This window comes from Streptomyces sp. NPDC053076, from assembly GCF_044546845.1.
Classification (GTDB): Bacteria; Actinomycetota; Actinomycetes; order Streptomycetales; family Streptomycetaceae; genus Streptomyces.
Window position 1 is genome coordinate 740,932 of sequence record NZ_JBITZL010000002.1, and the last position, 20,973, is coordinate 761,904.

20 protein-coding genes and 1 tRNA gene are annotated in these 20,973 nt (G+C 72.2%); 13 read left to right on the top strand and 8 right to left on the bottom strand.

All coding sequences use genetic code 11. From position 1 onward, the window contains the following. The first annotated feature begins 131 nt into the window (after positions 1-131). The 3 genes from ACIGYR_RS10535 (at position 132) to ACIGYR_RS10545 (ending at position 4,960) form a co-directional block, all read left to right on the top strand. Positions 132-2,333 (top strand): transglycosylase domain-containing protein, encoded by a 2,202-nt coding sequence (locus ACIGYR_RS10535; RefSeq protein ID WP_399596512.1) that lies wholly within the window; start codon positions 132-134, stop codon positions 2,331-2,333. Between the two features lie 43 nt (positions 2,334-2,376). Next, complete coding sequence (locus ACIGYR_RS10540; protein ID WP_399595804.1) at positions 2,377-3,672, top strand: hypothetical protein; 1,296 nt, start codon at positions 2,377-2,379, stop codon at positions 3,670-3,672. A gap of 175 nt (positions 3,673-3,847) precedes the next feature. Beyond that, positions 3,848-4,960: an amidase domain-containing protein gene (locus tag ACIGYR_RS10545; protein WP_399596511.1), complete on the top strand. Its 1,113-nt coding sequence runs from the start codon at positions 3,848-3,850 to the stop codon at positions 4,958-4,960. Here ACIGYR_RS10545 and ACIGYR_RS10550 read toward each other — a convergent pair. From ACIGYR_RS10550 to ACIGYR_RS10560, 3 genes are all read right to left on the bottom strand, one after another. After that, complete coding sequence (locus ACIGYR_RS10550; protein WP_399595803.1) at positions 4,948-5,538, bottom strand: DUF4383 domain-containing protein; 591 nt, start codon at positions 5,536-5,538, stop codon at positions 4,948-4,950. The two genes, ACIGYR_RS10545 and ACIGYR_RS10550, sit on opposite strands and share 13 nt — an antisense overlap. Positions 5,539-5,615: 77 nt before the next feature. Then, positions 5,616-7,010, bottom strand: coding sequence for a hypothetical protein (locus ACIGYR_RS10555; protein ID WP_399595802.1), 1,395 nt, complete (start codon positions 7,008-7,010; stop codon positions 5,616-5,618). 74 nt (positions 7,011-7,084) lie between these two features. Then, entirely contained in the window at positions 7,085-7,855 is a 771-nt protein-coding gene (locus ACIGYR_RS10560; RefSeq protein ID WP_399595801.1) for a DUF4097 family beta strand repeat-containing protein, read from the bottom strand. Between the two features lie 205 nt (positions 7,856-8,060). Here ACIGYR_RS10560 and ACIGYR_RS10565 point away from each other — a divergent pair. Then, positions 8,061-8,132, top strand: a tRNA-Val gene (locus ACIGYR_RS10565). 49 nt (positions 8,133-8,181) lie between these two features. Here ACIGYR_RS10565 and ACIGYR_RS10570 read toward each other — a convergent pair. Together ACIGYR_RS10570 and ACIGYR_RS10575 are read right to left on the bottom strand one after the other, a co-directional pair. Beyond that, entirely contained in the window at positions 8,182-8,523 is a 342-nt protein-coding gene (locus tag ACIGYR_RS10570) for a hypothetical protein (protein ID WP_399595799.1), read from the bottom strand. A 96-nt stretch (positions 8,524-8,619) separates the two neighbouring features. Continuing rightward, complete coding sequence (locus ACIGYR_RS10575) at positions 8,620-9,519, bottom strand: ketopantoate reductase family protein (RefSeq protein WP_399595797.1); 900 nt, start codon at positions 9,517-9,519, stop codon at positions 8,620-8,622. Between the two features lie 93 nt (positions 9,520-9,612). Here ACIGYR_RS10575 and ACIGYR_RS10580 point away from each other — a divergent pair, with 93 nt between their 5' ends. The 3 genes from ACIGYR_RS10580 to ACIGYR_RS10590 all read left to right on the top strand — a co-directional run bounded on the left by ACIGYR_RS10580 (position 9,613) and on the right by ACIGYR_RS10590 (position 11,601). Further along, a complete protein-coding gene (locus ACIGYR_RS10580; RefSeq protein ID WP_391838673.1) occupies positions 9,613-9,858 on the top strand; it encodes a DUF2277 domain-containing protein in 246 nt (81 codons plus the stop codon). Positions 9,859-10,319: 461 nt separating this feature from the next. Next, a complete protein-coding gene (locus ACIGYR_RS10585) occupies positions 10,320-10,775 on the top strand; it encodes a DoxX family protein (protein ID WP_399595795.1) in 456 nt (151 codons plus the stop codon). A gap of 211 nt (positions 10,776-10,986) precedes the next feature. Further along, a complete protein-coding gene (locus ACIGYR_RS10590; RefSeq protein WP_391838677.1) occupies positions 10,987-11,601 on the top strand; it encodes a DedA family protein in 615 nt (204 codons plus the stop codon). Positions 11,602-11,893: 292 nt separating this feature from the next. Here the strand turns inward: ACIGYR_RS10590 and ACIGYR_RS10595 are convergent, their stop codons facing one another. Next, positions 11,894-12,538: an HNH endonuclease family protein gene (locus ACIGYR_RS10595; RefSeq protein WP_399595793.1), complete on the bottom strand. Its 645-nt coding sequence runs from the start codon at positions 12,536-12,538 to the stop codon at positions 11,894-11,896. A gap of 376 nt (positions 12,539-12,914) precedes the next feature. On the opposite strand from ACIGYR_RS10595, the gene ACIGYR_RS10600 reads away from it, so the two are divergent. Next, positions 12,915-13,496 carry a TMEM165/GDT1 family protein gene (locus ACIGYR_RS10600; protein ID WP_399595791.1) on the top strand — a complete coding sequence of 194 codons (582 nt, stop codon included), beginning with the start codon at positions 12,915-12,917 and terminating at the stop codon, positions 13,494-13,496. A 170-nt stretch (positions 13,497-13,666) separates the two neighbouring features. Further along, entirely contained in the window at positions 13,667-14,335 is a 669-nt protein-coding gene (locus ACIGYR_RS10605; protein WP_391838682.1) for an HAD-IA family hydrolase, read from the top strand. A gap of 365 nt (positions 14,336-14,700) precedes the next feature. Here the strand turns inward: ACIGYR_RS10605 and ACIGYR_RS10610 are convergent, their stop codons facing one another. Next, positions 14,701-14,928, bottom strand: coding sequence for a peptidoglycan-binding protein (locus ACIGYR_RS10610; protein ID WP_399595789.1), 228 nt, complete (start codon positions 14,926-14,928; stop codon positions 14,701-14,703). A 19-nt stretch (positions 14,929-14,947) separates the two neighbouring features. On the opposite strand from ACIGYR_RS10610, the gene ACIGYR_RS10615 reads away from it, so the two are divergent. Beyond that, positions 14,948-15,175 carry a hypothetical protein gene (locus ACIGYR_RS10615; protein WP_399595787.1) on the top strand — a complete coding sequence of 76 codons (228 nt, stop codon included), beginning with the start codon at positions 14,948-14,950 and terminating at the stop codon, positions 15,173-15,175. A gap of 1,153 nt (positions 15,176-16,328) precedes the next feature. Beyond that, positions 16,329-18,371 (top strand): DHA2 family efflux MFS transporter permease subunit, encoded by a 2,043-nt coding sequence (locus ACIGYR_RS10620; protein WP_399595785.1) that lies wholly within the window; start codon positions 16,329-16,331, stop codon positions 18,369-18,371. 67 nt (positions 18,372-18,438) lie between these two features. Here the strand turns inward: ACIGYR_RS10620 and ACIGYR_RS10625 are convergent, their stop codons facing one another. Then, a complete protein-coding gene (locus ACIGYR_RS10625) occupies positions 18,439-19,056 on the bottom strand; it encodes a GNAT family N-acetyltransferase (RefSeq protein WP_399595783.1) in 618 nt (205 codons plus the stop codon). A 170-nt stretch (positions 19,057-19,226) separates the two neighbouring features. Here ACIGYR_RS10625 and ACIGYR_RS10630 point away from each other — a divergent pair, with 170 nt between their 5' ends. Then, positions 19,227-19,907, top strand: coding sequence for a hypothetical protein (locus tag ACIGYR_RS10630; RefSeq protein WP_399595781.1), 681 nt, complete (start codon positions 19,227-19,229; stop codon positions 19,905-19,907). 5 nt (positions 19,908-19,912) lie between these two features. Continuing rightward, positions 19,913-20,893: a hypothetical protein gene (locus ACIGYR_RS10635; RefSeq protein ID WP_399595779.1), complete on the top strand. Its 981-nt coding sequence runs from the start codon at positions 19,913-19,915 to the stop codon at positions 20,891-20,893. Positions 20,894-20,973: the final 80 nt, after the last annotated feature.

Consider the following 20,973-nt stretch of genomic DNA (forward strand, 5'->3'; position numbering starts at 1 on the left):
AGGGCATTCGAAAACCTTACTGATAATTTGTGAACGCCGTTGCGAGGATGCTCAGCTCACCCGCGCGAGCAAGACCGAGTGCGGAGGGAGACGCAGGCGTGACCAATGCGTCGCAAGGGGAGGACGGCCCCATGGGGGGTGGCCGTGGCGAGAAGCCGTCGGACGCCGACGAGACCCTGCATCTGAGAGTCGAGGCTCTCAGGGCGGACGAGACGATGCAGTTGCGCGTTCCGGCGCCGCCGGAGCCACCCGCTCCGGGCGGTGGCCGGGCCGAGCGCCGGCGCAGCACGCGCTCCGCCGGACGGGAGAAGGCCCGGGCCGCCTCCGCGGTCGCGGTCGCGAGCGCGGCCGGCCGCCTGCTCGGCCCGCTGGCCCCCTACGCGCGCCGAATAGCCCCCTATGCGCGCCGCCTGAAGCCGGTCTACCCGCGCCCCGGCCGCACCGGCTGGCGCCGCTGGATGCCCTCCTGGCGCCAGTGGATCGGCGCCGTCCTGACCTCGTGCGGTCTCCTCGGGGCGTTCCTCGTCACCGCGTACGCGATGACGGACATACCGAGCAACCTGAACTCGTACGCGACCCAGCAGGACAACGTCTACTTCTGGTCCGACGGCACGCCCATGGCCCGCACGGGCTGGGTGCAGCGCCAGGCGATGCCGCTGAAGGACATACCCGAGGACGTCCGCTGGGCGGTGCTCGCCGCGGAGAACGAGAGTTTCTACTCGGACCCGGGCATATCCGTCAAAGGCATCACCCGGGCGCTGTTCCGCACGGTGGGCGAGGGGGACACCGAGGGCGGGTCCACCATTACTCAGCAGTATGTGAAGAACGTTTATCTGACCCAGAACCAGACGATCAGCCGCAAATTCACCGAGGCGATGATCTCGCTCAAGCTCGACAACAAGATGAGCAAGGACGAGATCCTGGAGGGCTATCTCAACACCAGCTGGTTCGGCCGCGGCACCTACGGCATCCAGCGCGCCGCCCAGGCGTACTACGGCAAGGACGTCGGCAAGCTCAACGCCTCCGAAGCGGCCATGCTCGCCTCGCTGCTCAAGGGCGCCGGTCTCTACGACCCCACCCTCAGCAAGGCCAACCACGCGCGGGCCGTGGAGCGCTGGTCCTGGATCCTGGACCGCATGGTCAAGATCGGCAAGCTGTCGCCGCAGGAACGGGCCAAGTACACCAAGTTCCCCGACCCGCTCAAGACCAACCCGCTGTACGACACCGGTGAGCAGAGCGACTACCTGGTGGAGCTGGCCTCGCAGTACGCCAAGAAGTCCGGGCACCTGACGGACAAGCAGTTCGACCTGGGCGGCTACCAGATCTACACGACCTTCGACCGCAAGCGGGAGCGCGCGCTCACCGACGCCGTCACCAAGGCCCGCAAGGAGGCCAAGAAGGACGATCCGGCGCTGGCGAAGAACGGGCACTACGGCGCCGCCTCGGTGACGGCGGACGGCCGGATCCTCGCCGTCTACGGCGGCCCGGACCACCGTAAGCAGGGCTACAACGAGTCCAACGCGACCACGGTCCCGGCCGGTACCGCGTTCCTGCCGTTCGTCTACGCCGCCGGGCTGGAACACGGCGTGCACAAGACGCGCGGCGGTCCCGCCACCCAGGTCACCCCGGACAGCGTCTACGACGGCGACGACGGCGTGCCCGTCACCACGCCCGAGGGGCCGTACTGGGACCGCAGCGGCAAGAAGGTCGCCGCGCACAACGACGGCGGGAAGTCGTACGGGCAGATCACCCTGCGCGAGGCGCTCGCGAAGTCGGTCAACACCCCGTTCATGCAGCTCGGCATGGACGCCGGCCTGGACAAGGTGCGCCAGACCGCCGAGGAGTCCGGACTGCTGGCCTCCAGCATCGGCCCCCAGGTGCCCGTCCTGTCGCTGGGCAACTCCACGCCCAGCGCGATCCGGATGGCCAGTGGCTACGCCACCTTCGCCGCCGACGGCAACCACACCGAGCCGTACTCGGTGCGCCGGATCACCCGCAACGGTTCCCCGATCGCCCTGGCCACCCCGCGGCCCGGACGCGCCGTCGGCGCGACGGTGGCCGAGGAGGTCACGGAGGCGCTCACCGACTCCTTCCAGACGGCCCACCCCGACGCGGCGGCCGGCCGGTCCGGGATCTCCGGGAAGGCGGGCACCACCGACAAGGACACCGCATCCTGGTACGTGGGCACGGCCGACTCCGTGTCCACCGCGGTCGTCGTCTACCGGATCGACCTGGCCAAGTCCTTGGAGCCGCTGCCGCTCAAGGGGCTGGCCGGTACGTCCGCCAACAGCGTTCCGTACGCCCTCTGGTCGGCCGCGACGGGTCTCGGCTGAGCCGTGATCCGTCCACCCTCCCCTTCCGCAGAATGAGCCGCGCATGTCCCGCAAGATGTCGTCGTCAGGCCGTCGTCGAGCCCCCCGCGGCCGCAGTGTGCCCCGTGCCACCCGGCCGCAGGTCCTGACGCTCGCCGCACTCCTCGTCGTGGCCTCGCTGGTGGCCGGCTTCCTGGCGCTGTCCGGCACGGACAGCGACGGCACGCCGACCGCCGCGGCCGGCGGCAAGGCCACGTCCGCGCCGAAGGCCAGTCCGACGCCGGAGTGGGACGGCAAGACCAAGATCCTCGGCGACGGCTCCACCTCCTACACCGGGCCGCAGAAGGGGCAGTTGGCGCCGAAGCCGCTCAAACCCGGCGAGAAGCCACCCCAGTTCGTGGTCTTCTCCTGGGACGGCGCGCTGGAGGGCAGCGACCACCTGTTCTCGCACTACCGGGAGCTCGCCAAGGAGTACGACGCCCACATGACCTTCTTCCTCACGGGCATCTACCTGCTGCCCAAGAGCAAGAAGGCCCAGTACCACGGCCCCATGCACTCCGCAGGCGACGCCGCGATCGACTACGCCACCGACGACCACATCCGCACCACGCTGGAGCAGTTGAGCGCGGCGTACGAGGACGGCAACGAGATCGGCACCCACTTCAACGGCCACTTCTGCGGCGCCAAGGGCGGCGGCGACTGGAGCGTGGCGGAGTGGAAGAGCGAGATCGACCAGTTCTTCTCCTTCGTGGAGCACTGGAAGACCAACACCGGCTTCAAGGACGTCCCGGCGCTGCCCTTCGACTTCAAGAAGGAGGTCACGGGCGGCCGGGCACCCTGCCTGGAGGGCCAGCCGAACCTGCTGAAGGCCATCAAGAGCTACGGCTGGCGCTACGACGCCAGTTCGCCGGGCGACTTCCAGATATGGCCGTCGAAGAAGAACGGCGTATGGGACTTCCCGCTGCAGATGCTGCCGTACGAGAGCGGCAAGTTCCAGGGCCTGTCCATGGACTTCAACTTCCTGTACAACCAGTCCGACGGGGAGACCCAGGGCGACGCCGCCAAGTTCCCCGAGTGGGAGCAGCAGACGGTCGAGTCCTACATGGCCGGCTTCAACCGGGTCTACTACGGCAGCCGGGCGCCGCTGTTCATCGGCAACCACTTCGAGGACTGGAACGGCGGCATCTACATGAAGTCCATCGACCAGGTGGTCAAGAACGTGTGCAGCAAGAAGGGCGTCAAGTGTGTGTCCTTCAAGGAGCTGGCCGACTGGCTCGACGTGCAGAAGCCGCAGACCCTGGCCGCCCTGCGCAGCCTCGACCCGGCCCAGTCGCCGGACTGGTCGGCGGTCGTCAAGTAACAAGTCAGCACGGGGGGTTCCACTTGTGCAACCCCCTTCACATGGGCCACTCCCGTCATGCGAAGATGCCCCTCTCCCGGTATGAGTACCGGCGTAGAGGGGAACATCATTGAAATCTAGAAGACTGAGCCGCAAGCGGAGCCGTACCGCCATAGTCACCGCCGCGGCCGCCTCGGTGGTCGCCGGTGTGGCCCTGGTGCCCAACTGGAGCGCGGGCGCGGCGGTGACCGACGACCCGACGGTGGACGCGGCCACCAAGGCGACCTTCCAGCGGCTGGCCGACGCGGTCTTCACGGACCGCACGCAGACCCTCGTGGAGGGTGCCGGCCAGGCGGACACCCGGCACACGTCCGGCTTCTCCGGGTCCGTGCGTCTGTCCGGCGGACAGACGCAGGAGCAGAAGTCCGCGCTGGACGAGCTGCGCGACCGCCGCAGCCGGCTCGCCCGACTGGGCGAGACGTACCGCGCGGGCAGCACCAAGGTCACGCTCGACGCGACCCAGGTGAAGGGCCGGCACGCCAAGGTCGCCGTCACCGAGACCACGACGCTGACCTACGACAAGGCCAAGGCCAACAGCCCGAAGTCGACCGGTTTCCAGGCTCACCACGAGCTGAGCTTCACGGCCGACCGGCACGGCGACTGGCAGCTCACCGGCATCCAGGACACCGACCAGGGCTACCTCGCGGTGAACCAGGTCGCCAAGCCCGAGGTCGCCAAGGTGAAGACCACCGCGGACGACGGCCCGCCGAGCGCGGCCCGCGCGGCCACCACCTGGCCGGCCCCGGCCAACAGGAAGAACCTCACCACGACCGGGTACGACTACAAGGCCATGGTGGCGTACGCGGCCAAGTACTGGAACACGTACAACCCGGACTACCCGGACTTCAACGGTCAGGGAGCCGGCGGCGACTGCACCAACTTCGTCAGCCAGGCCCTCAAGGCCGGCGGCTGGAAGCACGTGCCCGGTTACACCAACGACTTCCACAAGTGGTTCGGCAACTCCGAGATCCAGTCGGACTCCTTCGTCGGTGTCAACGAGTTCTCCTGGTTCGCCCTGTCCTCGAAGCGGGTCACCAGCCTCGCCAACGTCTACCAGCTGGACATTGGCGACGTGCTGCAGATGGACTTCAACCGGGACGGGTCCAAGGACCACTCGATGATCGTCACCAACCGTGACAGCCGGGGCGTGCCGTACGTGAGCTACCACTCGACCAACACCTACAACAGGTCGGTGGCCAGCCTCGTCGCCTCGTACCCGACCGCGGCGTTCTACGCCTACCGGACCTGATCCGGCGGCGGGTCCTGCCGCTCCCGCCCTTCCCGCAGCTCGTGCTGCGTCCGCTGCTCGTGCGGGGAGGGCTCCGGGTGGCGGGCCCGCCAGTACGGATTGTCGTGCGGCAGGTTGTGGCCCACCCGGCCGTACATGCCGAAGGTCATCAGCAGCAGGCCCACGATGAAGCTGAAGTACACGTTCTGGATCTTGAACGCCAGGAAGTTGTTGGCGGTGTCCAGCAGGCCGAGGAACAGGAAGCCGTTCAGCAGGAACAGCACGCCGAGGACCATGTTCAGGGTCGACGCGAAGTTCCCGCCGATCACCATGCCGACCAGCAGCAGCGCGCCGATGCAGATCGACAGCACACTGAGCGTGCCGTTGGAGTTCAGACCGGCCACCCTGTTGCCGCCGGTGTTGAAGAAGCCGATCTGGTCGATCAGGCCCAGAATGCCGAAGGCGACCAGGAACGCGCCGATCAGGCCCGCGCCGATCCGGTAGACCGTGTTGAGCCGGTGGTCGACGGGCAGGTGGTCGTCCAGCCGCGTGCGCCGGCTTTCGCCGGCGTTCCCGGTACGCACTGAGTGTGTGGCCATGTCCGCCTCCCTCGGGCGCTAGCGGAGGCCATCCGTCCATTCAATATCCGCCTGCCCCGGCCGACCGGCAACACGGCTCAGTGCCCGGCGCCGCGCTCCTCGCGGATCTGTGCCACCACCCGCGCCACCGCCTGCCGCACCCCTTCCGTCTCGGTCAGGAAGTGCCAGTAGTCCGGATGCCGCCCCTCCAGCGTGCCGATCGCCCGCTCCAGCCGGGCCACGGCGTCGTCCAGTGGCCGGGCGTGCCGCGGATCGGGGGTCGTACGGCCCGTCATGGCCAGCCGCTGCGCGTCCCGGATCGCGAACCGGGTCCGCTCGATCTCCGCCTGCGGGTCCTTCTGTACCGCGTTCAGCCTGGCCAGCCGGTCTCCGGCGGCCGATACGGCGTCGTCGGTGGCATTCAGCAGCGCCCGCACGGTCGACAGCAGCGAGGTGGCGTCCGGCCACCGCTGGGCGTCCCGCGCGGTCTGCGCCTCCCGGAGCTTCAGCTCGGCCTGCCGCACGTTCTCCGCGGTCAGCCCGGGCACCTGCTGCAGATCCTGCCAGCAGGCGGCGGCGAACCGGCGCCGCAGCTCGCTCAGCACCGGCTCCACCTGCCCGGCCCGGGTGGTCAGCGCCTGCGCCCTGGTCCGCAAGGACACCAGCCGGTGGTCTGTCTCGGCGGCCCGCTCAGGCAGCCGCTCGGCCTCGACCCGGATCGCCCCGGCCTCCCGCTGCACCCGCTCGGCCCGCTCCAGCGTGGCCTGTACCCCGTGCTGCCCGGCGCCCTGGTTCAGCCTGGTCAGCTCCGGGGACAGGGCCGCCAGCCGCGCGGCCAGGTCATCGGCCCGCAGGTTCTTCTCCCGTACGGCGTCCAGGGCGTTGCTCGCGGCCAGCAGCGACTGCCGGGCCCGCTCCACCGCGGGGGCCAGCCGGGCCAGCTGGGTCTCCGCCTTGCCCAGCAGCGGCCCGAGCGAGCCGCCGAACCGGTCCAGCTCCTGCCGGGCCCTCAGCAGTTCGTCCTTGGCCGCGGTCAGTTCGGCGCGCGCCCGGGCGGCCGTGCCGGCCTCCAGGTCGTGCCGGTCCAGGTCGTGGGCGTCCACGGCCTGGATGTACTGCCCGCTGGCCTCGTCGATCCGGTGCCCGAGCGCCTCGAAGTCGGAGACGGCGCGCCGGGCGGCGGGGGAGTCGTCCACCGCCGAGATGGTCTCGATCGAGATCCGCAGATCCCGCTGGGCGGTGTCGAGTTCGTAGAACGCCGCCGCCGCGGCGTCCTTCGCGGCCTGCGCCTCGGCCCGCTGGCTCTCGGCCCGGCCACCGAACCAGCGCCGGGTGCCGCCACCGGCGAAGGAGGCGGCCAGCACCGGTGCGGCCAGCAGCGGCAGGCTCAGCAGGGCGAGGGTGTCACGCAGGGCGGAGCGAGTACGCCGGGCCCGGGGGGTGGACGGCGGCGGGTACGGCGGTGTCGCTGGCGTGCCCGGTGTCGCCGTCACATCCCTCTCCCGTGCTGTGGTTCGCCCTGGGTGGTGTCATTCTCCCACCCGTTGGAGACGAACACACGGGCCGGTCAGTTCGCCGTGCGCACCGTGACTTTCCCGTCCGAGGTGTGTGCCGACACCCGGTGCGGGCTGCTGTCGTCGCGGGGTACGGACACCGACACCGATCCGTCGTCGGAGCCGGCCGACACCCGGTACGGGCTCCTGGGCACGGCGACCGTCACCGAGCCGTCGTCGCTGCCGGCGTCCACGAGGTCGGGGGTGCGGGAGAGTTCGAGGTCCACCGAGCCGTCGCTCGTGACGGCCTTCACCCGGCGCGAGGACACCTCGGCGCGCACCGACCCGTCGCCGGCCGCCAGGTCCAGCGGCCCGCTGGAGCCGGTGACGCGCACGGCGCCGTCGTCGACGTGGATGCTGACCGGCTCCCGGAAGCCCGAGGCCCGCACGTTTCCGTCGGCGTTCTCCACCTTGACGCCGACCCCGCGGGGCACCACGATCCGGTGCCGGGCCGAGCAGTCGGCGATGAAGCCGTTGCAGTGCACACTCAGCACGAGCCGGTCGTCCGCGAAGGACCACTTCACCGTGGGTTCGCCGCCGGCGACCACGGACCCTTCGAACCAGCGGGTGACGTCGACTGTCCCGGCCTTCTGCCTGTCCGAGGCGACGACCTCCAGCGCGGAGTCGTCGGAGTCGACGGTGAGGGTGCGGCCGTGCAGCGTGAAGGCCCGGTGGTCCGGGTGGTCGTCGTCGGCGGCGGAGGCACCGCAGGCACTGGCACCGGCGATGAGCGCAGCGGCGAGCGCGGCCGTGCCGGCGGCGCGGACGGGACGTGAACGAGCCATTCGGTCTTCTCCCCCTGGTCCCGCCCGCCGGACCCGGCGGCCGGAAGTGTGTCGGTCTTCGAAGACCGTAGACGTCATCGCCCCGGAACCGCGCTGCGGCCCCCACCCGTACCGAGGGTGGGGATATCCCCCCTCGGCCCAGGTGAGGCGGGGAAGACGGTTTGCGGTGCAGCCCACCGGGCGATGTAGGCTGTCGACCTGTCCCGGGTGCGTAGCTCAGGGGTAGAGCGCCTGCCTTACAAGCAGGATGTCGGCGGTTCGAAACCGTCCGCGCCCACAGGTCCGGCCCCTCGGAAGTCTCCGGGGGGCCGGTTTGTTTCTTTCCGCTACTCCTCCTGTGCCGCCTCCTCGCGGGCGCGCTTCAGCCGCGTGCGGGCCTCCATGCGGTCCCCCGCCGCGACCTCGGCCCAGAAGCGATGGGTGCTGACGAAGACCGCCAGCTCGTGCTCGCGCCGCCGCAGCTTCTCCACCTCGGCCTGCTCGTCCTCCGTCCAGCCGGGGGACGCGGGCCGCTCCACCTTGCGCCAGCCGGTGTCGTCACTGAAGCCGTCCATCGGCTCGACCGACCAGGGCAACCGCTTGAGCAGGGCCGACAGCTCGGCCCGGACCTGATGCAGCTCCTCCTGGCCGGCGAGGAGGTCACTGGGGAATTCATAGGTCGTAGCCACGCGACAATGCTACGCCTGTTCGATTTTGGGTGGCGAGGTCGATCCGGGCCCAGGGACAAGGTTCAGCCGAACGGGTGGCGGCGGTGGGGCGCCGGCTCAGTGACCGGCGTCCCGCAGCTCCCGTACCAACCGTGCCGTCACCGGCACCGGTACGCCGTGCCGCTCGGCCGCCCGGAGCAACGCACCGCCGATCGCGTCGAGTTCGAGCGGGCGGCCCGCCTCGGCGTCACGCTGCATGGACGACTTGGTGGCCGGCGGGAAGGTGTCGTACCGGGCGAGGGCCCGGGCCGGGTCGGCGGGGGCGCCGCAGGCGAGGCTGACCGCGGTGGTCTCGGCCACCAGTGCCTCCAGCTCCGTGCGGTGACGGGTGCGGGCCTCGCCGAGCGGGACGCCGTAGCGGGTGGTGAGCAGGGCGAACGGCGCGAGGAACGCCATCTTGGCCCACAGGACCGCCGTCTCCTCACCGGCCACGCGCGCGGTCACGCCGGCGTCCGTGAGCCGGTCGGCCAGCGTCTCGAGGCGCCCCCGGGGTACGGCGTCCCCGGTCAGGTCGATCTCCGTGAACGGGCTGCCGTGTTCGATCACGCCCGGGGCGACCCGGGTGGACTCCACCCGGATCACGGCCGGGGCGACCCGGTCGGGACGGTGGCCGGCGCGGAGGGCGGCGGGGTGTTCGACGCCGTTCAGGAGCGGCACCAACAGGGCGTCGCCGAGGACCGGGCGCGGGATCCGGGTGAGGGCGGCGTCGAGCGCGGTGTGCTTGACGGTGATCAGGCAGGCGTCCACCGGCTCGCGCAGTGCGGTGTCCGCCTCGACGGGGGCGGTGAAGTCGCCGAACTGCGGGCTGCGGACCGTGATGCCGTCACGGCGCAGGGTCTCGGCCGTGGCCTCCCCGGCCAGGCAGATCACGCGGTGGCCGGAGCGGGAGAGCAGGGCGGCGAGCAGGCCGCCGGTGCCGCCGGGGCCGAGGACGGCCACGGTGAGCGGGTTCGTCATGGAGTTGTCCCTTTCGATGGTCGGCCCCGGGAGTCGGTGGCCGCCTTCGCGGTGATCATCGCAGGCGTGGGCGGGGCGCGCCAGACTGGGAGCATGTGCCGGAGCATCAAGACGCTGCGACCGCCCGCGCTGCCGGGTGAGGCCACGGACGAGGACGTCCGCGCGGCCGCGCTGCAATACGTACGGAAGATCTCGGGCTTCCGGGCCCCCGCCGCCCACAACCGTGAGGTGTTCGACGAGGCGGTGGACGCCGTGGCCCGCGCCACGGCGGAGCTGCTCGCGGGGCTGGAGGTACGCGGCCGTTCCGCGCGGCCCGCCGAACAGACGGACACCGCATGAGGGGGGCCACGGCATGAGGGGGGTCACCGCGTAGAGGGGGTCACCGCATAGAGGGGGTCACCGCATAGAGGGGGTCACCGCCTAAGGGGACCACTGCACGGCAGGGGCCACGCGTGACGGGGTCACTGCACGGCAGGGGCCACGCGTGACGGGGTCACTGCACGGCAGGGGCCACGCGTGACGGGGGCACTGCACGGCAGGGGCCGTCGCCGGGTGATCACTCGTACGGGGCGACGGCTCCCGAACCCTCACCCGCCGCACGGCCGATGACTCGCGTGCCGGGCGGCGGTTTTCGTGTGCCCGGACTCCCTGAGCGGGGAGTCGTGGCATGGCCGAATGTTGAACTTGCAAGCACAGATTAGGTGTGCCTAACCTATGGTCCATTCGGTTACCGCCGCCCCCACGACCGGCCCGCTCAGTCCCCGGCCGGCCCGACAGACACCGAAGAGGAGTCCTCCCTCATGTCCGCTCGTCTCAACTCCGCCCAGCCCTATGTCATCGGGGCCTTCCGCATGGTCGTCGGCCTGCTCTTCGCCGTGCACGGCGCCGCCTCCCTGTTCGGCGTCCTCGGCGGCGCCGGGGGCACCGGCGGCGGCACGATCCCGGCCGGCACCTGGCCCGGCTGGTACGCGGCCGTGATCCAGCTGGTCGCGGGCGCCCTGGTGCTGCTCGGCCTCGGCACCCGCGGGGCCGCGCTGATCGCCTCCGGCTCGATGGCGTACGCCTACTTCGACGTCCACCAGCAGGCCGCCCTGTGGCCCATCCAGAACGGCGGCGAGCTGTCGGTGCTGTTCTGCTGGACGTTCTTCCTGCTGGTCTTCACCGGCTCCGGCGCCTTCGGGCTGGACCGTCTCGTCGGCCGGCGCACGGCGGCGGACAGCGAGCCCGCGGCCGAGCGGGCCCCGGTGGCGGCCTGACCGGCATACGGCTCGTGGCCGAGTGTGTCTCGGTGGTGGCCTGACCGGCATACGGCTCGCAGCCGAGCGGCCCCCGCCGGCGACCTGACCGGCACACGCGGTCACCCCACTGTGAACGTCGTGTGATCACCCCACACACCCCCCGCGAACCTCCTGTCACACCCCCGGCGTACGCTGTATGGCTGTCAGCGGGGGAGTGACGGGAGTCGTCGTGTTCGAAAGCGTGGGTGCGCTCGCGGCCGGGCCATGGATCTATGCCGTGGTGGCCGTGTCGGTGTTGCTTGACGTGTTCCTGCCGGTACTGCCCAGCGGTGTGCTCGTCATCACCGCCGGCACGGCAGCGGCGGCGGGTTCCGGGGCGGCGACGGGCCGGGTGCCGCACGAGGTGCCGGACATCCTGGCCCTGATCCTGTCCGCGGCGACGGCCTCGGTCCTCGGCGACCTGGTGGCCTACCGGCTGGCCTGGCGGGGCGGGGAGCGGCTGGACCGGGCGATAGCCCGCTCCCGGCGGCTGACCACCGCGCAGGAACGTCTCGGCGATGCGCTCGCCCGTGGCGGTGGCGCGCTGGTCGTGCTGGCCCGCTTCGCTCCCGCCGGCCGCTCGGTCGTGTCCTTCTGCGCGGGCGCGGCCCATCGCCGTGCCCGCGACTTCCTGCCCTGGTCCGCCCTGGCCGGCCTGTCCTGGGCCGCGTACAGCGTGGCTCTCGGCTACTACGGCGCCCAGTGGCTGGGCGCGACCTGGCTGGCCACCGGGGTTTCGGTGGCCGCGCTGTTCGGAGCGGGCGCGGCGGCGGGCTACGTGATGCGCCGCACGCCGGTTTCCTGACGAGCCGCGGGGCGGTGCGGGCACGCCGGCCGCCGCAGCTCCCCGGGGACGCGAGGAACTGCGCGACCGGCCAACGACCCCACGGCCGGCCGCGACCGGACTTCGGCCGGCCGTTCGGCAACCGGCCACGGCCCGCCCGCGCTCGGCCAGGGTTCGCGATCGGCTACGGCCGGCCCGCGATCGGCCGGTCCGTAACCGGCTACGACCGGCCCGCGATCAGCCACGGGTTCGCAATCGGCTACGGCCGGCCCGCGGCGGCAAGCGTTACGGCGCTGCCGAGAAGTCCGGAACCTCAGCAGCCGGCCAGGTAGTTCGTCAGCGCGCTCTTCTCGGCGGAGTCGACCGAGAGGTTGTAGTAGTACTTCACCTGGACCCAGGCACGGACGTAGGTGCAGCGGTACGCGGTACGCGACGGCATCCAGGTGGCCGGGTCCTGGTCGCCCTTGGCCTGGTTGACGTTGTCGGTGACCGCGAGGAGCTGGGGGCGGGTGACGTCGTTGGCGAAGCCCTGGCGCTGGGCGGTGGTCCACTTGCTCGCCCCGGAGTCCCAGGCTTCGGCGAGCGGCACGAGGTGGTCGATGTCCAGGTCGGAGGCGGCGGTCCAGGTGGCGCCGTCGTACGGGGAGTACCAGCTGCCGCTGGTGGCGGCGCAGGCCGAGTCGGTGACGACGTTCGAACCGTCCCGCTTGAGGATCCACTCGCGGGTGTTACAGCTGCCGGAGATGGTGATCCAGGTCGGGAAGAGGTCGCGGTCGTAGCCGGTGCGGTTCTCGGTGGCCACGGTGAGCTGGGAGAGGTAGCTGCGGGCGGTGGCGGCGCTGACCGGCGTGGGGAGGGCGGCGGAGGCGCTCGGGGAGTTGAACAGGGCGACGGAGGCTATCAGGCCGGTGAGGGCCGCGAGTATGCTCGTCCGTCGACGCGCGTAGAACCTGGACATGCGTGAACTCCCTTGCGGGGTAGGGACGTTGGGTGCGAGCGAGGGAATGCTCGCGGGGCCGTGTTGCCGGAGGGTGAGCGCTCGGTAAGAAACTAGTGACGCGTGCATGTCACTACAAGGTTTACGAGCGAACTTTCACATCCCGTACGATGGGAGGCGCAGAAGGGGAGTAGCTCTTCGCCGGACCGTCGACATACTGCTCAGCGAGCCTGAGCCGGCGCCCGGAGGCGGACCCTGTGGGGCCCGTCAGCGAGACCTTCGGCAAGCAGTGCACGCCCGTGCCTCCTGGTGCGGGCGCCGTGTGCGCTGCCGTGCCGAGGTGTCATCGCGTGATGTACCGCACTCTCGGCGGGCAGCCCCGACCGATTGAGGAACCTTGATCAGCATCACCGTGACGGCGCTTGTCTTCGGCGTCATCTTCCTCGCCGAACTGCCGGACAAGACCGCGCTCGCCGGCCTCGTCCTCGGCACCCGCTATCGCGCCTCGTACGTCTTCGCGGGCGTCGCCGCCGCCTTCCTGCTGCACGTCGTGCTCGCCGTGGCGGCCGGCAGTGTGCTCACCCTGCTGCCGCAGCAGATCGTGCACGCCCTCACCGGCGTCCTCTTCCTCGGCGGGGCCGCGATGCTGCTGCTGAAGAAGGACGAGGCGGAGGAAGAGGTGAAGAAGCCCGCCGACCAGTCCTTCTGGAGGGTCGCGGGTACGGGCTTCATGCTCATCCTCGTCGCCGAGTTCGGCGATCTCACCCAGATCATGACCGCCAACCTCGCCGCCCGTTACGACGACCCCCTCTCCGTCGGTCTCGGCGCCGTGCTCGGACTGTGGGCCGTCGCCGGACTCGGCATCGTCGGTGGAAAGGCCCTGATGAAGCGGGTGCCGCTGCGGCTGATCACGCAGATCGCGGCGCTGCTGATGCTGGCGCTCGGCGTGTGGAGCCTGTGGGAGGCCGTGAGCGGCTGAGCTGAACGGCGGATGAACGCTCGCCGGGGTGGTGGCGGGATCAGGGGCTTGTTTTGTACCGTGGAGGAACAAAGTGGCTCCCGCCCGTTCTCCCTGACCGGCGGGCGGGGCCGCCTTGTCCCTCCCGCGGTCCCCCACGACACCGGGTCTTTTCGTATCTGGAGCTGCCGATGCCGGCCACTGCCGCACCCACCGTCCTCACCGCCCGTGCCCTCCTGCTCGACATGGACGGCACCCTCGTCAACTCGGACGCCGTGGTCGAGCGCATCTGGCGGCGCTGGGCCGAGCGGAACGGGCTGGACGGCGACGAGGTGATGAAGGTCGTGCACGGCCGGCAGGGGCACGCCTCCATGGCCGTACTCCTGCCCGACCGGCCCAAGGAGCAGAACCTGGCGGACAACGCCCGCATGCTCGCCGAGGAGACCGCCGACACCGACGGCGTGATCGAGATCCCCGGTGCCGGGGCCTTCCTCGCCGCGCTGGACGGGCTGCCGCACGCGCTGGTGACCTCCGCCGACGTCGCCCTGTCCACCGCCCGCATGAACGCCGCCGGGCTGCCCCTGCCCGCGGTCCGCGTCACCGCCGAGTCGGTGGGCGCGAGCAAGCCCGACCCCGAGGGCTTCCTCAAGGGCGCCGCCGAACTGGGCGTCGACCCGGCCGACTGTGTCGTCTTCGAGGACTCCGGCGCGGGGATCGCGGCGGGGCGCGCCGCGGGGATGCGGGTCGTGGGTGTCGGCCCGCGAGCGGTCGTCCACGAGCCGGACGTGGCCGTGCCGGACCTCGCGCGGGTGCGGGTCGAGGCGGTGGCCGACGGCACGATTCGGCTGCGCCTCGGCTGACGATTGGGGGGCGCCGCGGTTGGTCGGGTGCGGGTGCGGGTGCGGGTGCCGGGTGCCGCGGTTGGTCGGGTGCGGGTGAGCGGTGGCTGGTCGCGCAGTTCCTCGCGCCCCTGCCGGGTGCCGGGTGCCGCGGTTGGTCGGGTGCGGGTGAGCGGTGGCTGGTCGCGCAGTTCCTCGCGCCCCTGCCGGGTGCCGGGTGCCGCGGTTGGTCGGGTGCGGGTGTGTGGTGGCTGGTCGCGCAGTTCCTCGCGCCCCTGCCGGGTGCCGGGTGCCGGGTGCGGGGTGTCGGTTGGTCGGGTGCGGGTGTGTGGTGGCTGGTTGCGTGGTTTCTCGTGCCCCTGAAGGGGTGGGGCGGGGTGGTGGTGTCAGGGCTTCGTTGTTTCGGCTTCCAGGCTCTTTCGGGTCGCCGGGCCGTACTCGCCCAGGGGGTCGCGCAGAACGCCTCGGGCCAGTTGGTAGTTGCGTACGGCGTCCTCCACCGGGCGGGTGAAGGCGCCGTCGATCCGGTCGCCGTAGAGGTTCAACTGCTTCAGCCGGAGCTGGAGTTCGACGACCTCCGGGCCGGTGTCGCCGCGCCGCAGTACCGGTGCCACGGCGGGCGTGGTCCCCGGGGTGCCGGACACCGTCACGGACGGGCTGGGCGAGGCGGTGGGGGAGGCGCTGCCCGAGGCCGTGGGAGTCGGTGACGGTGACGCCGTACCGGCGGAGGGGCTCGGGTCCGCCGACGCCGAGGGGGAGTGGGACGGCGAGCGGGGCACGACGGGCGGTACCGAAGCCGGTGCCTTCACCGAGGCGGGCGGCCGTATGGTCGCGGCCGGGATGCTCTCCCTGACCTCCTGAGCCGCCGCCCGGTCCCGGACCGGCGCGTGGTAGGAGAACAGCGCGAAACCGGCCGCCGCGAAGATCACCGCCCCCGCGCTTCCGGCGGCCAGCAGCACGGTACGACGCGAGCGGCGCCCAGGCCCGTCGTCCGCCGCGCCTGAGCGGCGCCCAGGCCCGTCGTCCGCCGCGCCTGAGCGGCGCCCAGGCCCATCGTCCGCCGGGCGCGAGCGAATCCGGGGTCCGTGGTCCTCCGGGCCGTCCGGTGTCGGCCCGTCCGGTATCCGCCCGCCGGGTGTGGGCCCGTCCGGTGTCGGCCCGTCCGGTATCCGCCCGCGGGGTGTGGGCCCGTCCGGTGCCGGCCCGCCGGGGGTGGGCTCGTCCGGTGCCGGCCCGCCGAGTGTGGGCCCGTCCGGTGTCGGCCCGTCCGGTATCCGCCCGCCGGGTGTGGGCTCGTCCGGTGTCGGCCCGTTCGGTATCGGCCTGTCGGGCGTCTGTCCGCCCGGTATCGGCTCGCCGCTCTCGCGGGTCCCCCTGGTCCCCTTCGTCCCCCTTGTCTCGTCGGTCTCGATGGTCTCGGCCGCCCGTGGTGCGGCCCCGGTCATCTCCGCCGCCGGGACGAGCGCCGACGCCGGTGTACCGGGTCGTGCCGATGGGACGGGCGCCGGTGCCGGTGCCGGTGTATCGGGTCCTGTCGGCGGGCGTGGTGGCGCAGGGGGGACTGGCTCTGCCGTCGGGGGCTGGAGTTCGGACTTGGCCGGTTCGGGCGTCGGAGGCCGGTGCGGGGACTTGGCCGGTTCGGGCGTCGGATGTCGAGGCGTGGACGCGTCGGCATCGGGTGGCGGGGCTGGTGGGGCGGACGTGGTCGGGACCTCGACATACGGCCGTATCCGCAGGGAGTCGAAGTCCTCCGCCGCTGCCGCCTCGGCCGTTCGTGCCTCGCGCAGCGCCTCGGACGCCCGCTCGGTGCAGTCGCACGACGGCGTGTTGTCCGGGCCCCTCGGGGTCCCGCACTCCGGGCACGTGGCGCCCTGGCTTCCCGTCACCGTCCGGCCCTCCCCTCGGGAACTTCAGAGAATATGCGGATCTCCGTCACATCCCCAGGACTCGACAGGCCATAAGCGGTGACACCGATCACGATGGAAGAGGTGCACCCGAGCCCCGGGAGGTCTCCATGGCCCTGGACACGCACGGCGCGGCACAGGACGCGAGGAGTGGCGAAGGCGTCCCGGGCGGCGTACTGGTCCCGATCGGCGCCCTGCTGCTGGGGCTGCTGCTCGCCGCCCTCGACCAGACCATCGTGGCGACCGCGCTGCCGACCATCGTGAGCGATCTCGGTGGCCTCGAACACCTCTCCTGGGTCGTCACCGCGTATCTGCTGGCGTCGACCGCCGCGACCCCGCTGTGGGGCAAGCTCGGCGACCAGTACGGCCGCAAGCGGCTGTTCCAGACCGCCATCGTGATCTTCCTGATCGGCTCGGCGCTGTGCGGCATGGCACAGGACATGGCGCAGCTCATCGGCTTCCGGGCGTTGCAGGGCCTGGGCGGCGGCGGGCTGATAGTGCTGTCCATGGCGATCGTCGGCGACCTCGTGCCGCCGCGCGAACGCGGCCGCTACCAGGGGCTGTTCGGCGCGGTTTTCGGCGCGACCAGTGTGCTCGGGCCGCTGCTCGGCGGGCTGTTCACCGAGCATCTGAGCTGGCGCTGGGTGTTCTACGTCAACCTGCCGGTGGGCGTGGTGGCTCTGGCGGTGATCGCCGCCGCGCTGCGCATCCCGCGCCGTACCGCCCGCCACGTCATCGACTACCCGGGGACCTTCCTGATCGCCGCCGTCGCCACCTGCCTGGTCCTGGTCGCCTCGTTCGGCGGCACCACCTGGGCGTGGGACTCGGCGCAGATCATCGGGCTCGCCGTGCTCGGCGTCGCGCTCGCAGCGGCCTTCGTCGCCGTCGAACGCCGGGCCGCCGAACCGGTTCTGCCGCTGGGGCTCTTCCGCATCCGTACCTTCACCCTGGCCTCGGTCATCAGCTTCATCGTCGGCTTCGCCATGTTCGGCGCGATGACCTACCTGCCGACCTTCCTCCAGGTCGTGCACGGCATCTCCCCGACCCTGTCCGGGGTGCACATGCTGCCGATGGTGGCCGGGCTGCTGCTGTCGTCCACGATCTCCGGGCAGATCGTCAGCCGCACCGGCCGCTGGAAGGTCTTCCCCGTGACCGGCACCGCCGTCACCACCATCGGCCTGCTCCTGCTGCACCGGCTCGACGAGTCCAGCCCGACCGCCGAGATGAGCGTCTACTTCTTCGTCTTCGGCCTCGGACTCGGCCTGGTCATGCAGGTCCTGGTGCTCATCGTGCAGAACGCCGTGTCGTACGAGGACCTGGGCGTCGCCACCTCCGGCGCCACCTTCTTCCGGTCCATCGGCGCCTCCTTCGGCGTGGCCATCTTCGGCAGTGTCTTCGCGAGCCGGCTCGGCGACCGGCTCACCGACGCCCTCCGGGGTGTACGCCTGCCGCCCGGTGTCGGCGCCGACGCGCTGAAGTCCGACCCGCGGGGCATCGCCGCCCTGCCGCCCACGCTGCGTCCGGCGGCCCTGCACGCGTACGCGTCCGCCATCACCGACGTCTTCCTCTACGCCGCGCCCGTCGCCCTCCTCGGCTTCGTGCTGGCCTGGTACCTGAAGGAGGACCGGCTGCGCGGCTCGGTCACCGCGCCGGACGTCTCCGAGACCATCCCGCCCAACCCGGTCGAGCGCTCGTCCTACGACGAGACGTGCCGCGCCCTGTCCGTGCTCGGTACCCGTGAGGGCCGCCGCGAGATCTACCGGAAGATCACCGAACGGGCCGGGTACGACCTGCTGCCCGCCGCCAGCTGGCTGCTGCTCCGTGTCCGCCGCTACGGCTCCGTCGAACCGGGGGTGCTGGCCGAGCGCAGCGTGGTCCCGCTCCAGGCGGTCATGGCCGCCGCCCGCCAGGTCGAGGAACGGCGGCTCGCCGAGCGCCAGGGCCTGGACCTCGTCCTGACCGACGCGGGGCGCGAGGTGGCCGAACGGCTCGCCAAGGCCCGCGAGGAGTCCCTGGCCGAGCTGCTCGGCGACTGGTGGCGGCCCGGCCGCTCGGCCGACCTCACCCAGCTGGTCAAGGAGCTCACCGGCGAGCTGTGCGGCGCCGAGAGCGAACGTCCGCACGACGCCGCCCCGGTCACCAGGTTCAGCTGACGTCCTTGCCCGGCTCAGGCTCGGGAACCGGCTTCGGTTCGGGACCCGGCTCGGGACCTGGCTCGGGCTACGGACCCGGCTCCGGCTCGGGCGCGGGACCCGGCTCAGGACCCGGCGCGGGACCCGGACCCGGCGCGGGACCCGCACCCGGCTCGGGACCCGGCTCGGGGACCGGGCCCGGATCCGGCCCCAGCTCCTTGCGGAACCAGTGGTCGGCGTACGGGTCGGTGTTGTGCGGGCCGGTCTCGGTGTAGCCGAGGCGGGCGTACAGGGCGCGGGCCTCGACCAGGTCGGCGCGGGTGTCCAGGACCAGCCGCCGGGCGCCCAGCAGACGGGCGGCCCGCTCGGCGGCGGCCACGAGCCGCGCGGCCCCGTTCAGGCCGCGCATCCCCGGCAGCACGAACACCCGGGTCAGCTCGGCGGTGTCCGGGTCCAGCAGCCGTACGCCCGCCGAGCCCGCCGGTGTGCCGTCGTACCGCCCGATGAGCAACCGGCCTGTCGGCGGCGCGAGTTCCGCGCCGGTCTGGGCCGCGATCTCCCGCTCCAGCTCGTCCGGGTCGGTGCGGCGCCCCTCGTGCAGCAGATACCAGCGGTCGCTGACCTCCGTGTAGTACGCCCGCCACAGGGCGGCGGCGGCCGACGAGTCGTACGGTTCCGCGGCGATCGTCCATGTCATGGCGGTCATTGTGGGGAACCGTCCCGCGCCTTCGGCAACCGGATATCGCGCGGCCTCCGGCGCGACCGGCCCTGGCGCCGCGGGCCGGCCGGCCGCCGGGGGAGGCCGTTTGCCGGGCGGGTTCCGGGTCACCCGGAGGGAGAACCGGCCGGCGGGGCCGGTCCGAGGGGAAGGCAATCATGTCCACTGGGCTGATCATTTTGTTGATCGTGATCGCGGCGGTCGTGGTCCTCGGCGCAGCCACCCTGTTCCTGCGCAGCCGCGGACGGCATGGCGGGCCCAGCCTGAAGCACCGCTTCGGGCCCGAGTACGAGCGGACCGTGGCCCTGCACGACGGGGACACCGCGGCCGCCGAACGAGAGCTGGCCGAGCGGGTCGAACGCCATGGTGACCTGCAAGAGAAGCCGCTGGACGGCGTCGAGCGGCAGCGGTACGCGGACCGTTGGACGGCGGTTCAGGAACGCTTCGTCGACTCCCCGCGGGAGGCGGTGGCCGAGGCCGACCGGCTGCTCGGCGAAGTGGCCGCGGTGCGCGGCTACCCCGATGGCGGGCGCTACGAGGAGCAGCTCGCCGCGCTGTCCGTGCACCACGCCGACCACGTCGACGGCTACCGGCAGGTGCACCTGGCGGCCCGCACCGGTGCCGACGGCGGAGTGGGCGAGACCGGCGCCGGGACCGAGGAGCTGCGCTCGGCGCTGCTCGGCGCCCGCGCCCTCTTCGACGAACTGACCAGCGCCGAGTCCGGCCGTCACCGGGCTTCGGGCGGCACGAGCCGTTCCACGGCCCTCGACAAGAGCCGCACCCACGCTCGCTCGCACGCGCCGTGGGCCCTGCACCGGAGCCGACCGAAGGAGAGCTGAGCACCATGTCGGACAGGACGAGCGATCCGGGTGACGCCCGGCGCTCCGCACAGCGGCCCGCCGACGAGGTCGTGCCGGGTGACGAGCGGATGACGCCGGAGGACGAGTGGGCGCCGGGAGACGCGGCGCCGGGGCGGCGCATATCGAGGGAAGCCAGGCCCGAGGAGCGGCTGCCCGGAGAGCAGCTGCCCGGAGAGCGGCTGCCCGGGGGGCCGGGTACGGGCGGGGACGCGAGCCGGCTGCCCGGCTCGACCGGTCCCGGCCGTGAGGGTCTGACGGGCGACGACCGCATCCCGGGGAACACCCCCCAGCCGCCGCCGGGACCGGCGGGGGTCCCCGAGGCCGGGCGGTCGGGCGGCCCGGACGCCGGGCAGTGGCACGGCACCGAGGGGCTCCGTCCCGGTACGGAGGACATGGGGACCGGGGTGGACGCCGGGTTCACCGCCAGCCACCGGACGGAGCGGGCGGCGTCCGCCGAGGAGGACCGGATGCCCGACAACGGGCTCGGCGAGCCCGCCCCCGGCGGTACCGGCCGAGGCGAGGCGGGCACCACCGGCCACCTGGGAGGCGACACCTCGCCGACGACCCCCGGCGGCACGGCGGCTCCCGGCACCGGCACGGTCGGCGAGACCCCCGGCGGCACGGCGGCTCCCGGCACCGGCACGGTCGGCGAGACCGGCAACGGGTCCTCCGGCACCGGTGCGCCGCTGCTCGCCCAGGAGGAGAGCGAGCGGTGGGAGCGGCAGCTGCGGGAGGTGGTCGGCGGTTTCGTGGACGAGCCCAGGGTGGCCGTCGAGCAGGCCGACCGGACGCTGGAGGAGATCGCCGCGCGATTCAGCGAGGCCGTGACGCAGCGGCGCCGCACCCTGCGGATGTCCTGGGAGGGCACCGAGGGACGCGGGCCCGGCGCCGAGACCGACACCGAGCAACTGCGGCTCGCCCTGCGCGACTACCGGGAACTCGCCGGACGCCTGCTGCACGGCTGACTCCGGTGCGTTCCGCTCGGCGGCAGCCCTGCGCTGCCGCCGGCCGCGTGCGCGCCGGACGCCTGCTGCACCGCCGACGC

Bases quoted from the DNA above. Each gene is read 5' to 3' on its own strand.
- ACIGYR_RS10630 (WP_399595781.1), top strand. From the start codon at position 19,227: ATGTCCACTGGGCTGATCATTTTGTTGATCGTGATCGCGGCGGTCGTG.
- ACIGYR_RS10580 (WP_391838673.1), top strand. From the start codon at position 9,613: ATGTGCCGGAGCATCAAGACGCTGCGACCGCCCGCGCTGCCGGGTGAG.
- ACIGYR_RS10535 (WP_399596512.1), top strand. From the start codon at position 132: ATGGGGGGTGGCCGTGGCGAGAAGCCGTCGGACGCCGACGAGACCCTG.
- ACIGYR_RS10585 (WP_399595795.1), top strand. From the start codon at position 10,320: ATGTCCGCTCGTCTCAACTCCGCCCAGCCCTATGTCATCGGGGCCTTC.
- ACIGYR_RS10635 (WP_399595779.1), top strand. From the start codon at position 19,913: ATGTCGGACAGGACGAGCGATCCGGGTGACGCCCGGCGCTCCGCACAG.
- ACIGYR_RS10575 (WP_399595797.1), bottom strand. From the start codon at position 9,519: ATGACGAACCCGCTCACCGTGGCCGTCCTCGGCCCCGGCGGCACCGGC.
- ACIGYR_RS10560 (WP_399595801.1), bottom strand. From the start codon at position 7,855: ATGGCTCGTTCACGTCCCGTCCGCGCCGCCGGCACGGCCGCGCTCGCC.
- ACIGYR_RS10540 (WP_399595804.1), top strand. From the start codon at position 2,377: ATGTCCCGCAAGATGTCGTCGTCAGGCCGTCGTCGAGCCCCCCGCGGC.
- ACIGYR_RS10550 (WP_399595803.1), bottom strand. From the start codon at position 5,538: ATGGCCACACACTCAGTGCGTACCGGGAACGCCGGCGAAAGCCGGCGC.
- ACIGYR_RS10605 (WP_391838682.1), top strand. From the start codon at position 13,667: ATGCCGGCCACTGCCGCACCCACCGTCCTCACCGCCCGTGCCCTCCTG.
- ACIGYR_RS10595 (WP_399595793.1), bottom strand. From the start codon at position 12,538: ATGTCCAGGTTCTACGCGCGTCGACGGACGAGCATACTCGCGGCCCTC.
- ACIGYR_RS10625 (WP_399595783.1), bottom strand. From the start codon at position 19,056: ATGACCGCCATGACATGGACGATCGCCGCGGAACCGTACGACTCGTCG.
- ACIGYR_RS10620 (WP_399595785.1), top strand. From the start codon at position 16,329: ATGGCCCTGGACACGCACGGCGCGGCACAGGACGCGAGGAGTGGCGAA.